Here is a 14992-nt window from a genome sequence, read left to right as displayed (position 1 = left end):
CGCAGCAGTCGTAAAACCTGCCAATGCGGTATGTGTGTGTGTGTGTGTGTACCAGAAAGAATGTCGGGGAGCGCTTCGCACTCCAACGGGGGCAAGCCCCCTCGCCACAGGCAAGCCCTCTCGCCACAAAATCAGGTGCGTGTACAGGCCATCGAGGCGCGGTATACTGCCGCGCCTTTTTAGCGTCGCGCCAGCATGCCCGGCGTGCCTTGAAAGGTGCTTGCAACCGACCGATGCACCCAAGCTGCAAGCACCTTATTGAATGTTCCCGTCTTTTAGAGGAGCGCGACTCATGACCGTGATCAAGCAAGACGACCTGATTCAGAGCGTTGCCGACGCCCTGCAATTCATTTCCTACTACCACCCCGTGGATTTCATCCAGGCGATGCACGAGGCCTACCTGCGTGAAGAATCGCCGGCAGCCCGCGATTCCATGGCGCAGATCCTGATCAACTCGCGCATGTGCGCTACCGGCCACCGCCCGATCTGCCAGGACACCGGTATCGTTACCGTGTTCGTGCGCGTGGGCATGGACGTTCGCTGGGATGGCGCCACCATGGGCCTGGACGACATGATCAACGAAGGCGTGCGCCGGGCTTACAACCTGCCGGAAAACGTCCTGCGTGCCTCGATCCTCGCCGACCCGGCGGGCGCTCGCAAAAACACCAAGGACAACACCCCGGCCGTTATCCACTACTCCATCGTTCCGGGTAACACCGTGGAAGTGGACGTGGCGGCCAAGGGCGGCGGCTCCGAGAACAAGTCGAAAATGGCCATGCTCAACCCATCCGACTCGATCGTCGACTGGGTGCTGAAGACCGTTCCGACCATGGGCGCCGGCTGGTGCCCACCGGGCATGCTCGGCATCGGCATCGGCGGCACCGCCGAGAAAGCCGCCGTCATGGCCAAGGAAGTGTTGATGGAGTCCATCGACATTCACGAGCTGAAGAAGCGCGGCCCGTCCAACCGTATCGAAGAGATGCGCCTGGAACTGTTCGAGAAGGTCAACCAACTGGGCATCGGCGCCCAGGGCCTGGGTGGCCTGACCACCGTGCTCGACGTGAAGATCATGGATTACCCGACCCACGCCGCTTCGTTGCCGGTGTGCATGATCCCCAACTGCGCCGCCACCCGTCACGCCCACTTCGTGCTCGACGGTTCCGGCCCGGCTTCGCTGGAAGCGCCACCGCTGGACGCCTACCCGGAAATCGTCTGGGAAGCAGGTCCGTCGGCCCGTCGCGTCAACCTCGATACCCTGACACCGGAAGAAGTGCAGAGCTGGAAGCCGGGCGAAACCGTCCTGCTCAACGGCAAAATGCTCACCGGTCGCGACGCTGCGCACAAGCGCATGGTCGAGATGCTGAACAAGGGTGAAACCCTGCCGGTGGATCTGAAAGGTCGCTTCATCTACTACGTCGGCCCGGTCGATCCGGTCGGTGACGAAGTGGTTGGCCCTGCTGGTCCTACCACCGCGACGCGGATGGACAAGTTCACCCGTCAGATCCTCGAGCAAACCGGCCTGTTGGGCATGATCGGCAAATCCGAGCGCGGCCCGACCGCAATCGAAGCGATCAAGGACCACAAAGCCGTTTACCTGATGGCTGTCGGCGGCGCGGCTTACCTGGTGGCGCAAGCCATCAAGAAATCCCGCGTGGTAGCTTTCGCCGAACTGGGTATGGAAGCGATCTACGAGTTCGACGTCAAAGACATGCCTGTGACCGTTGCGGTCGATAGCAAGGGCGAGTCGGTGCACATCACCGGCCCTGCGATCTGGCAGCAAAAGATCAGTGAAAGCCTGGCGGTAGAAGTGCAGTAAGCACCTCCCTCACTGCCAAAAAGGCCGGGCCGTCTCCCCAGACGACCCGGCTTTTTTTTTGGATATCGATTTAACCCTTCGATCTAAGCAGCCACTTCGACCAATCCATTCGGTCTAGAAAAAACAGTTCTACCTGTCAGATCTGACAGGTTACGTTTCGCCTCCATCTTGATAGCGTTGATCCACCCACGCCCTACCGCGTGCGCACTGGATGAAACCCATGGCAGATCAAGACCTCAGCATCACGACGCCGTCCATCGCGAAAAGCTCATCGATCGCCACGATCGGCAAGAGTTGGGGCGCCGTGGGCCCGACGGGAGCTTCGGGGTTTGAGCTGCCGATACCGAATTCCTCAGGGCGGGGTTGGGATCCGCAACTGTCACTGACTTACAGCAGTCAGGCCGGTAACGGGACGTTCGGCATTGGCTGGAATCTGGGGCTCGGCCAGATCAGCCGCCGCACCAACAAGGGCGTGCCGCGTTACACCGACCATGACGAGATCATCGGCCACGATGGCGAAGTCTGGATGCCCGAGCTCGACGACGAGGGCGAGATCGAATCCCGCACCGAAAGCAGCTACAACGGAGTGGGCGTCGGCGAGCACACGGTGGTGCGTTACTGGCCACGAGTCGAAAGCGACTTTGCCCTTCGCGAACGCTGGCAACCCCAAGGTGATGTTCCGCCATTCTGGCTGGTGCATGGCAGTGACGGCTCGTTGCATGTCTATGGCAAAACCGCGGCTTCGCGCCGCTCGGATCCCGACAATCCGTTACACGTCGGTTCCTGGCGGCTCTGCGAGAGCATGAACGCTCACGGCGAGCACATCTGCTTCGATTACAAAATCGATGACCAGGATCCCGACCCCATCCATGACTACCGAGCCCAGTGTTACCTGCACCGGGTGTTCTACGGCAACTTCACGGCCAACCAGAATCTATACGCCTGGACAGTGGAAAACCCCGCTGAGCTGGATTGGCATTTTCATCTGCTGTTCGACTATGGCGAGCGCACCCGGTCGCTGACAGAAAAACCCGTGTATGACGGCGCCACGCTGCAACCTTGGCTGACCCGCCCCGATCCCTTTTCGACCTATGGGCAGGGTTTTGAGGTGGGCACGCGCCGACTCTGCCAGCAGGTGTTGATGTTTCATTATTTTCCTGACGAGTCAGGCGACAGAAAGTTGCTGGTTCGACGCCTGCTGCTCGAGTATTCGAAGAGTACACCGGCATGGACTTTCAGCCAGATAACCGCGGCTCACTATCAAGCGTACGACACCAGCGGTGCCGTGGAAAACACCCCACCGGTGGAATTCGATTATTCATCCTTCGTGATCAATAAAACCCCCGCACGGCTGCTTGAGCTGGACAATATGCCGGGCATCGAGGATGGCCAGTATTACCAGTGCGTCGACCTGTATGGTGAAGGGGTGCCGGGTTTCTTCTGCCGCTATGACCAGTGCTGGTACTACCGCGAACCCCTGCGCGCCGCATCGGGACCTGATGACATCGGCTACGGCCCTTGGGCAGCACTGAACAAAATTCCCGTCGCGAACCGCAACGCACCCGTGCAACAGATACTGACTGATCTGACCGGCGATGGCCGCCTGGACTGGATCACCGTGCAACCAGGCATGAGCGGCTTTCGCACGTTGAACTCGGATCGCAGTTTCGCTGAATTCATTCCGTTTACCGCGTTCCCGGTAGAGTTTTTGAATACCCTTTCGCAACTCGGCGATCTGTCTGGCGACGGGCTCAGTTCGCTGGCATCGATCGGCCCGCGCTCCGTGCGCATCTACGCCAATCGTCGCGAGGAAGGTTTTGCCCGGGGCGAAGAAGTCGAGCATAAGCCGGTAGATGACCGGTTACCGCTGTTCAGCAATTCCCCCAGCGAACTGGTGTTGCTGAGCAATTTGTTGGGCAGCGACATGAGCGAGCTGTGCCGCATCCGGCATAACGAAATCAAATGCTGGCCAAACCTGGGGCACGGCAAGTTCGGTGAGGGACGGGTGATCAGCGCCCTGCCGTTCGAGTATGGCGAATTCGATTCTGCACGGGTGCGGATCGCCGACCTCGATGGCTCCGGTGCGCCGGCACTGATCTATCTGAAATCCGATGCGTTCGAGATTTATCTGAACCGCGGCGGCAACGGGCTGGAGCAGATACCCGTCACCGTGCCGTGGCCCGAGGGCGTGCGCTACGACCGGCTGTGCCGGGTCACCTTCGCCGACCTGCAAGGCCTGGGCTGTGCCAGCCTGATCCTGACAGTGCCGCACATGAAGCCGCAGCACTGGCGTTACGATTTTGTGTCGGCCAAACCCTATCTGTTGACGGCCAGCAACAACAACATGGGGTGCAGTACCCGGGTGGTCTATCGCAGTTCCGCGCAGGAATGGCTGGATGAAAAACCGGCCGAAAACCCGGTGTGTCACTTACCGTTCCCCGTCCAGGTGGTCAGCAAACAGCTGCAGCTGGACGAAGTCACAGGCAACTGCCTGACCCAATCGTTCAACTATCGCCAGGGTGTTTACGACGGCCGGGAACGCGAATTCCGCGGCTTTGGCCAGTTGCAACAAACCGACAATGAAACCGCCACCGGCGACGACGACCCCGGCTTCACCGCGCCCGTGCGGATGTGTACCTGGTTCCATACCGGTCAGGCCATGGACAGGCCAAGGGATGGCTATTTCAATCGCGACGCAGAGGCCTGCCCACTGGGCGACACGTTATTCAGCCGCTATCACGCCAATGATGAATGCGACGAACCGGTTACGCCGCCCGACGCCACCACGGAGTACGAAATCGCCCGAGCGCTGGTAGGCTCGATCGCCAGAGCCGAAATCTGGGCTGCCGGGGACAACCCGGCCACGGCTCAGCCGTACTCGGTGGAGGAACACCGCTACCTGGTTCGCGAAGTACGGCCCAGAGATCAATATGCCGCTGCGGTGCTGCTGCCATTGGCGCTGGAGAAGATCGCCTACCAGTACGAACGTTTTATCGACGACCCGATGTGCCAGCATGGCGTGACCCTGTGCTGGAACGGATACGGCTTGCCCACCCATGCCGTGACCGTCAACCATGCACGCCGCCGCACCGAGTCGGACACGCCGCCCTTTACCGACCCCGATCAACAACAGTGGTGGCGCGACGCCCATGACGATGCGCAACAGTTTTACTACCTGAGCGAAACCCGCGCCCGGTTCATTGATCCGGATGAGGATCCGCAGCACTGGCGGCTGGGGTTGCCGTGGCAGCAACGCAGCAATGCGTTGGTGCTGCCCAAAGGTTCGCTGCCCGCGGGCCTCGCGCCGAATCAGGTTTCATATGAGCAACTTACGCAGCATCAGGGCTCACCCGAGTGGAATGCCCAACGAGTGCTGACGATGCAATCGGTTCAGCGTTACCTCAAGACCGCCGATCAGTCGCTTCTGCCCGAAGGCCGGGCCGAGTTCGAAGCCCTGGCCGGCCCGCTGGAAGTGGCACAACTGGACAAGACCGCGCTGGACGCCTACAGCAATCTGCCACCGCCCTTCGACATCCGGACCGAACTGGCCAGCATCGGTTACACGCCCATGCCATTGCTGTTCGAAACGCCCTCCCCGACAGATGACTTGTGGTCCGCCCGCTACGGTTTCGCCAAGTACGACAGCGTCGACCGTTTTTTCAAAGTGCGCGAATATCACGAGACCCCCAGCCACGGAGTGACCAAGGCCGAATACGATCCCTATTGTCTGGCGATCATCAGCGTCGAACTGCCGGACGGCTGTATGACCCGGATCGAATACGACTACCACGCGCTGCAACCGGTGCGCATCATCGATGCCAACGACAACGTTCAGGAAGCCATTTACGAACCGTCCGGACAGCCGTTGGCGATCAGTTTCTACGGCACTGAAGAGGGCATCGCCGCTGGCTTCAGACCGCTGAGCGAATTTGTGCGTCCGGTGGATCATCACCCGGATCCAGCCATCGAGAACCCGGTGGATGCCATACAAAAAGCCGCCAGCACGTTGCGTAAGGATTTGTTCAGCTGGATGGGGCAATTGCCACCTACCGTCAGCCTCGAACAACTCGCCGAATGGATCGCCAATGGTTATGTCCTGCCCAGTGGGCACATCTGCGCCAGCGCCCGTCAGCGGTTGCGGCAAGGCACCGACCTGACCGTGTCGAAACAAGCGTTGAGCGAGCTCATCGCGACAGTTCATCGCGAGCCGGTGCACAGCGTCGTCCTCAGCGCCGACCGTTATCCCGACGACCCTGTACCGGCACAGATCCAGATCGTCAAAGCCTGCGTGGACGGCTTCGGCCGGTCGCTGCAAACCCAACAACTGGTCGAACCGGGCATGGCGTATGCGGTGGCCGCCGATGGCTCGTTGATCGTCGACCGGGGCGAGTTACGCGAGGAGCTCGCCGCCACGCGCTGGCGCATCAGCGAACGGGTCGAATACAACAATAAAGGTCTGCCGGTTCGACAATTCCGGCCGTTTTTCGCCAATACCCATGGCTACGTCAACGACCATTCCCTGCATAAACGGGGCTATTTCGATCAACTGTTCTATGACGTGCTCGGTCGCCCGATCAAACTGATCAACGCCAAAGGGTATTTCTCCCGCGAGACCTATCATCCGTGGTACCACATCAGCGAAGACTTCAACGACACCGATGAGCCACCCCTGTCGGCGGAACCGCAGGGGTCGTGCCCATGACAGCCAGTGTCCATCGGCGCACGCCCTCGCTCACGGTAAGTGACAGTCGAGGCCTGCCCATTCGCCAGATCGCGTATCTGCGCACCGTCGTCGGTGAAACGGCTACCGCCCTGGTGAGCCGCCAACAGTACGATGCAGCTGGACGCCTGGTGGCGCAATGGGATCCGCGCCTGACCAGACCCAACCTCGCCACCGTTTATGGGTTGCGCGGTGCCCCCTTGAAAGTCGATAGCGTCGATGCCGGTTGGCGTTTGAGCCTGCCGGGGCTGGCCGGGCAGACGCTGCAACGCTGGGACGCCCGCGGCAGTCATTGGCGCACGACCTACGATGATCAGTTGCGGATGGTGGCCGTCGAGGAAAACGCACAACCAGACGTCGAAACCTTCACTTACGCCGATACCGCAGCCGGCGCCGGCCACAACCTGCGCGGCCAGTTGCTCGAACAAGTTGATCCGTCAGGCACCTTGCGCCTGAACAGCTACGGCCTGCTCCGCCAGCCGCTGCGCGAAACCCGCACCTTTGACGATGCCAAGGCCTTTGTCAGCCGCCGCACCTACAGTCCGCTGGGCGCCGTGCTGGAACAGACCGATGCTGGCGAGCACCGGCAACAATCGTGCTACGACCTCGCTGGGCAACTCAAACAGGTTCAGTTGAAGATCAACGGGCAAACCGACTGGCAGCCGGTTTTGGAGGGCGCGCAGTACAACGCCGCCGGGAAAATCATCGAACAACAGGCGGGCAATGGCGTGATCAGCCGCTGGAGCTACGACCCGGCCGACGGGCGTCTGCAGCGGCAACACGCGCAAAAAGATCAGCAGCCCACCCTTCAGGACTTTGAATACGTTTACGATCCGGTGGGTAACATCACCCACATCCTCGACCATGTCTTCTCTCCCAGCCATTTTGCCAATCAGCGGGTCGACGGCCATCGCGAATTCAGCTACGACTCGCTGTACCGACTGCACAGCGCCAGCGGTTACGACGACGGCCCGCCCGCAGACATCCCGGGCCTGCCACAGCCGACTGACCCTCAGGATCGACGCAACTACACACAGACTTACCAGTACGATCATGGCGACAATCTGATCAAGCTCAGCCATGTACGCGAGGGTGCCAGCCACACCCGCCAGATGTTCATCGACCCTGTCAGCAACCGTGGCGTGCGCTGGACTGAGGGTGATCCCGACCCGCAGTTCGACACGCTGTTCGACCGCCACGGCAACCTCCAGGCCTTGCAGCCGGGGCAAGGCCTGCGCTGGAACGCGCGCGATCAACTGGCATCGGTAACGCTGGTCCATCGCGACAACGGCCCCAACGACGAAGAGCAGTACCGCTACAGCCAAGGCGCGCGGGTCTACAAACGCCATGAAACCCATACCGCCACCACCCGCCATTTTCACGAAGTGCGCTATTTGCCGGGACTGGAGATCCGCACCCGGGACAACGGTGAGGTGCTGCACGTGATTATCCTGGGTAACGCCCGCTGCTTGCATCGGTTCGCCGGCAAACCGCTGGACATCGACGCCCATCAGCTGCGTTACAACCTGGACGACCACCTGGGCTCCTGCCTGATGGAACTGGATCAACAGGCACGACTGATCAGCCACGAAGGTTATTACCCGTTCGGCGCCACGGCGTGGATGACGGCACATTCGTCGCTGGAGGTCAGTTACAAGACCGTGCGTTATTCGGGCAAGGAAATGGATGTCAGCGGCTTGTATTACTACGGGGCGCGTTATTACGCGCCGTGGTTGCAGCGCTGGGTCAGCGCCGATCCGGCGGGGGATGTGGACGGGCTGAATCTGTACGGGTTTGTCGGCAACAATCCGTTGTCGTACGTGGATCCGGACGGCAGCCAGAAAGAGAAGCGCGAAATCGTCGATTACTCAAAGTTCATTACCGTACTCGGTGGCTATGCCGCCACCACACTGGACCAGATGCTCAATGTTGCCCATCAGCAGAATATCGGTAAGGAACTGCTGAAAAACCTGGTGGGAGAATCCATCAATGCCGGGATCGGCTTCGTCGGCGGCTATTACGGCAGCCAGAACTTCGACTTTCTCCTGCCCGATGACCTGCATGTGGCCAACTTCACCCTGCAGAGCAAACCCATGTATTCGCAAGGTGTGGTTGGCGGGAACATCGGCGGCGATATGGCGGGAGGGACAATCGCTCCCTTCACTCCGGCCGCAAGCCTGATCAGACCACTGATTCCACAAACGTCGGCGATGACCATACAAGCCATTGATCAAGAGGCCGGCATCAGCACGTCAGATGATTCGACGGACCGGGTGCAGGAAAGTGTCGGTTTCTTTCTGAACCGTGTCGTCGGGTCAGTGGTGCCGGCCGTCAGTGTGGCGCTCAACATGGGCTCCCGGGTGCAGGAAGCCGAGGACATCAAGAATCGCCTGGACCCGGTCAAGATCCAGAAGATCGAAACGATGCTTGAGAGCTGGAAACAAACCATTGAAGAGCGCTCGGCAGGCGTCGAAATGGCGTATGGCCGCTTGAAGCAGGAAACGGTGAATCCAATCGACCTGATCCCCAATGTGACGCACATGACCGACAGGTCAAATTACCAGCCCATCCGACGCAGTACCTTGCATCAACAGGGCAAGGCTGTCCTGGGGATGATCGAAAGCACCCAGACAATCGTGTCCTGGTACAAGGAAGATGGCACCACAGATAACCAGTACCTGAAGAAACAGGCACGTGAGAGCAATCGCGCGAACCAGCGACGTTGAGTTCGAGCCACAGCCCTTGAGCAAAAGGTTGCGACATGAGTCCACTGATGCATTGGCACACTCCGGAAATCACAGCCAGAGACCCTCGCGGGTTACCGGTGCGCCATGTCGCCTATTTGCGCAACGTACTCGATGGCCCAGTGCAGTCACTGATTTCCCGTCAGTCGCACAACGCCGCCGGCCATCTGGTCGAACAACGCGATCCACGGTTGGCCGAAGCTCCCTCACCGGCCAACCAGCAAACCATCCATCGCCTTGACGGCATGGCACTTAAAATAACCAGCGTCGATGCCGGCTGGCGGCTGAGCCTGTCGGGCCTGGCCGGGGAAGCGCTTGAGCGCTGGGACGCACGCGGCAGTCATTGGCGCACGACCTACGATGATCAATTACGCGTGACGACGGTCGAGGAAAATGCACAACCTGATGTCGAAACCTTCACTTACACCGATGCCTCGGCCGACGCCGGTCATAACCTGCGCGGCCAGCTGCTGAAACAAATAGATCCGTCTGGCAGCTTGTCCCTCGATAGCTACGGCCTGCTGGGTCAGCCGCTGCACGAAACCCGCACCTTTGACGATGCAAAAGGGTTTATCAGCAGCCGCACCTATAGCCCAATGGGCTCGCTGATCACCCAGACCGACGCTGGTGGCCATCAACAACAGATGCGCTACACCGTCGCCGGGCAACTCAAGCAGGTTTTCCTGCGACTCGCGAATCAAAGCCAGCCAAAGCCGATTCTGCAGGAGGCCCGGTACAACGCCGCCGCGCAAATCGAAACGCAGACGACCGCCAACGGTGTCGTCAGCATCTGGAGCTATGAGCCTGCCGACGGCCGCCTGATGACGCTCAAGAGCGGCAAGCCTGGCGAGACGTTACGACAAAACCTCGCCTATCACTATGACCCGATGGGCAATGTGTTACGTATCGAAGACCACAGCCTGGCAACGGTGTACTTCGCCAACCAGCGGGTCGATGGCCATCGCGACTTCACTTACGACTCGCTGTACAGACTGACCGGCGCCAGCGGTTTCGAGGCGCAAGTGCCCAATCTTCAACCCGGTTTGCCAGAACTGATCAGCCCCATCGACCCGGGTCGTCGCTACCATTACCGCGAACAGTACGACTACGACGCAGGCAACAATCTGACCGAACTGCGGCATGTTCGCGAAGGCAATACTTACACCCGGCGGATGCGCATCGATCCCCATGGCAACCGTGGCGTGAGCTGGGAGCAAGGTGATCCGGAGCCGATTTTCGACGAACGCTTCGACCGGCATGGTAACCAGTGCTACCTGCAAACAGGCAGCCAACCGCTGATCTGGAATGCCCGGGATCAACTGGCCAAAGTGACGTTGCTTACGCACAGCAACGGCCTGCCAGACGATGAAGAAACCTATCGCTACAGCCAGGGTGAACGGGTCTACAAACGCCACGTGACCCATACGCCGTCAATCACCCATAGTCGTGAAGTCCGTTACTTGCCGGGGTTGGAGATTCATGCCCGCAGCGACGGTCAGACGCTGCACGTCATCACCCTGACACTGGGGCTGAGCAGTACTCGCTACCTGCATTGGGCCGCCGGTCAGCCCGTTAATATCGAACCCGATCAATTGCGCTACCACTACGATGACCACCTGGGGTCGTGCAGCGTGGAACTGGACAGTCATGGCGCACTGATGAGCCTTGAGGCTTATTATCCGTTTGGCGGCACGGCGTGGTGGGCGGCGCACAATGCAGTGGAGGCCGATTACAAGACGATTCGCTACTCCGGCAAGGAAATGGACCTCAGTGGCCTGTACTACTTCGGCGCGCGTTACTACGCGCCATGGCTATGGCGCTGGATCAGCGCCGATCCGGCGGGTGATGTCGATGGCCTGAACCTATATGCGATGGTCAGCAACAACCCACTGCGCTACATCGACTCCATCGGCGCGAACCTGGAAGAAAGCGCGGCCCGCCAACAGATCACCGAGTATTCGAACCTGCTGTCGCAAGTGAACAGCGAGGTGAAAAAACTCAACTATCAACTTTATAACCTCACCCGTACCCGAGACATTTACAAAACCGGAGCCAAGAAACTGGCGTTTAGCGTGGTGACATTCGCCGTCACGATCAAAGCCGGAGCCTTCGGTGCCGTGATCGGGGGCGGAGCCGCCAGTGTCACCGGGCCGGCGGCACCTGTTTTAATGCCAGTCGCTGCTGCGGTCGGTGGTATTTTCGCTGCGGATGCGGCTAATAAAGTCATGGAGAAACTGGGCAACGAAACCACCCTGGGATACACCATCATGCCCGATCCCTCGGCACTGTCGGTGAGCCGGCTGAAAAGCAAGGCATCGGCCACCCCTTTCAGCGTGAAATCGGTGGTCAACAGTTTCAATCCACAGACTTCTGATGGTCTGACCAAAACGGTGATCGAAACCACCGCCAGAACCATGGGCAAACATCTTAAGGTGTCTTATCTGAAACAGGGTCTCGCCATTGCACGGCAATCGGCCCAATTGACCGAAGCACTCAATGATTCCTGGGGTCAGGGCGATCTTGATCAAATCAGCGCCAAACTGGATGAACTGACGACTTTTCTCGACAGCGAAGAATCCAAGGCCCTGATGAGTTTTGAAATATTGACAGACGCAGCGCCCGCCTCTGAGCAACTGGTCGGCGCAGCCCATATGCCGATGCCATCGGACAATGACCTGCCGACACTCCAACAGCAAATGAAGGTTGCCCGAAGTGCTATCAAGCAATCTAGAAGCTTGCTCGGTCGGGTGTCGCAATATTTAGTGGAAAAACGGCACGCGGCGTAATGCTCATGACTGTACCGAGGGTCTGAACATGACTTCATCCATTCATCACCGCACCCCAAGCGTAAAGGCCCACGACCCTCGCCGCTTGCCCGTCAGGCACGTGGACTACCTGCGCAAGGTGGCCGGCGGGGCCGTGGAAACCCTCATCACCCGCCAACAGCATGACGGTGCCGGACGCTTGGTGGCCAAATGGGATCCGCGCCTGTTCGGCATTGCCTCCGAACCCAACCTGGCCACGGTCTACACCCTTGCCGGCGAACCGCTGAAAATCGACAGCGTTGATGCCGGCTGGCGAGTCAGCCTGGCCGGTCTCGCCGGTGAAGCCCTGCAACGCTGGGATCAACGCGGTCACCATTGGCGCACCACCCATGATCCGCAGTTGCGGGTCATTGCCGTGGAGGAAAACGCTCAGCCCAACGTCGAAACCTTTACCTACGCTGCAGCCTCGGCCGACGCCGGTCACAATCTGCGGGGGCAGATGATTGCGCTGAACGACCCGTCGGGTACGGTGACCTTCCACAGCTTCGGTCTGCTCGGTCAGACGCTCAGCCAAACCCGCACGTTTGACGATGCCAGACCCCATTTCAGTCGCCAGACCTACGGCCCTCTGAACCAGACGCTGACACAAACCGATGCCGGCGGCCACTTCCAGGATTTGCGCTACGACGTCACCGGGCAGCTCAAGCAGGTGTTTCTGCTACGCAGCGACGCCAGCCAGCCACAAGCCGTTTTGCAGGATGCGCACTACAACGCCGCCGGCCAGATCATCGAATGGCACGCGGGTAACAATGTAGTGACCCGCTGGCGTTACGACGCCGCCGACGGCAGGCTGACCGCCGTTCAGGCCGCAGTGCCCGGGCAAGAACAACTGCAAGACCTGGAGTACGTCTTCGACCTGGTCGGTAACATGTTGCGCATCAATGATCACACCTTCAACTCCGTGTACTTCGCCAACCAGTCCATCGACGGCCACCGTGAATTCACCTATGACTCGCTCTATCGACTGAACAGCGCCAGCGGTCACGACGTTACACCGGCCTCTGACGTGCCCGGGCGTCCGCAGCCAAGCGACCCCAATGACCTGCGCAATTACACCCAGCATTACGAGTACGGCCTGGGCGGCAATCTGATCAAACTGGTACACAGTCGCGAAACGGGAGGTTACACCCGACAGATGCGAGTCGACCCGTCGAACAACCGCGCCCTACGCTGGAAAACGGGCGATCCACCGCCGGATTTCGCGGCGTTCTTCGACCGTCACGGCAATCAGGTGAAACTCCAGCACGGGCCGGACTTGATCTGGAACGCGCTCGATCACTTGAGCCAGGTAACGTTGCTCAAACACAGCAACGACCTGCCCGATGACCGGGAGGTTTACCGCTACAGCCAGGGCGAACGAGTCTCCAAACGCCACGAAACGCATACCGCCAGCGCCACCCATTTTCACCAGGTACGTTATCTGCCGGGCCTGGAAATCCGCACCCGGGATAACGGCGAAGAGCTGCATGTGATCACCTTGCCCGGCAACGTGCGCTGCCTGCATTGGCGCCATGCCCCCCCCGGGGACATCGAAAACAATCAGCTGCGATACAGCCTCAACGACCATTTGGGTTCAAGCCTGACCGAACTCGATCAGCGCGCCCGGGTGATCAGTCAGGAAACCTACTACCCCTTTGGCGGCAGCGCGTTGTGGCTGCCAGCCTCCAGCACTGTTGTCGACTACAAAACCCTCCGTTATTCGGGCAAGGAAATGGATGTGAGTGGGTTGTATTACTACGGCGTGCGCTATTACGCGCCGTGGTTGCAGCGTTGGGTCAGCGCCGACCCGGCGGGGGATGTGGACGGGCTGAATCTGTATGGGTTTGTGGGGAACAATCCGCTGCGGTATATCGATGAGTCAGGTTTTGTCAAAACAGAATCTCAAAGACGCGAAGAGTTGCGGGCGTTTGCCAGTAACATTTCTTCCGCAAACAAGATCGTCGACCGGTACGACTCCCTGCTTGGAAGGCTTTTTGAATCCAGCGAAAAAAATAAAATGATCGGCAAAAACGTCGCGATTACCTTGATAAGCGGCTTTTTAACCACAGGCGCGGGCATTGCAGGAGGTGTTCTCGGCGGGTTGGCAGGATCGGCCATACTTCCTGGGCCAGGAACCGGGGCAGGTGCCGCACTGGGTGCGCTGGCAACCAAAGAAGCCGTTTCTTACGGCATCAAGGAGCTCGGTAAAAAGATCAATATGGAACCGGGCCTGGTACCCAAGGCGAAAGAAATTACCTGGCAAAAAGCCGAGCAGAAAAATCTCCCGATATTTTCTCTAGCGTATGCCGAGATGACTTACAACGACTATCAACTAGGCACAGAGCAAGGACAAAAAAATGCCTTTAAATGGCTTGTAGAAAAGAATCTGAAAAAACTCATTACGTATGGTGCAGGTACTCTGATCAAGCTGGGGCAACTCTCCGAAGAGGCCGAAGATGGGCAGGACGGCTTAAGTCCCATGAAGCTGCAGCGTCTGGATGATGCCTATAGAGAAATGGAAATCGCTGCCACTGCGGGCTTTGAAAACGTCATGGAAAACTTTGCCCAAGAAGATTTCGTCATTCATAAGCCCGCCGGATTGAGATCGGATGAACAGACGATCACGTCTCAGAGCATTACCAATGACATGAACGCATTTCGGGGAAAAATCAAAAGGGCACGCGAGACAATAGTCAGGTACAAACAGCGGCAGGGCCAGGCTATTCCCTCAAGTCAGCGCGCGGCATAAATCGACATGGCTGTGCCATGGAAACCCTCATCACACATCAGTGACAATGCCGGACGCTTGATGGCGCAGTGGGGGTCGGCATCGCCCCCAAGCCTAATCTGCAGAGGGTCTACACCCTCGTCGGCGAACCGCTGAAAATCGAAACCTTCACTTACCCCG

Annotated in this window: 5 protein-coding genes; all 5 read left to right on the top strand. The window is 59.2% G+C overall.

All coding sequences use genetic code 11. The features are described 5' to 3' along the window. The first annotated feature begins 292 nt into the window (after window positions 1-292). Window positions 293-1816 (top strand): fumarate hydratase, encoded by a 1524-nt coding sequence (locus TU81_RS13715; RefSeq protein WP_038981925.1) that lies wholly within the window; start codon window positions 293-295, stop codon window positions 1814-1816. Window positions 1817-2036: 220 nt separating this feature from the next. Further along, complete coding sequence (locus TU81_RS13710) at window positions 2037-6518, top strand: SpvB/TcaC N-terminal domain-containing protein (protein ID WP_048395603.1); 4482 nt, start codon at window positions 2037-2039, stop codon at window positions 6516-6518. Next, the gene (locus TU81_RS13705) at window positions 6515-9262 is read left to right on the top strand and encodes an RHS repeat domain-containing protein (protein WP_048395602.1); all 2748 of its coding nucleotides are present in this window, start codon (window positions 6515-6517) and stop codon (window positions 9260-9262) included. Before TU81_RS13710 ends, TU81_RS13705 begins: the two co-directional genes overlap by 4 nt. A 35-nt stretch (window positions 9263-9297) precedes the next feature. Then, a complete protein-coding gene (locus TU81_RS13700) occupies window positions 9298-12066 on the top strand; it encodes an RHS repeat domain-containing protein (protein WP_038981922.1) in 2769 nt (922 codons plus the stop codon). Between the two features lie 28 nt (window positions 12067-12094). Further along, window positions 12095-14833, top strand: a complete 2739-nt coding sequence (locus TU81_RS13695; protein ID WP_082157844.1) for an RHS repeat domain-containing protein — start codon at window positions 12095-12097, stop codon at window positions 14831-14833. The last annotated feature ends 159 nt before the right edge of the window (window positions 14834-14992 follow it).

The organism is Pseudomonas lini (assembly GCF_001042905.1).
Classification (GTDB): domain Bacteria; phylum Pseudomonadota; class Gammaproteobacteria; order Pseudomonadales; family Pseudomonadaceae; genus Aquipseudomonas; species Aquipseudomonas lini.
This window is presented reverse-complemented; position numbering and strand designations above follow the sequence as displayed.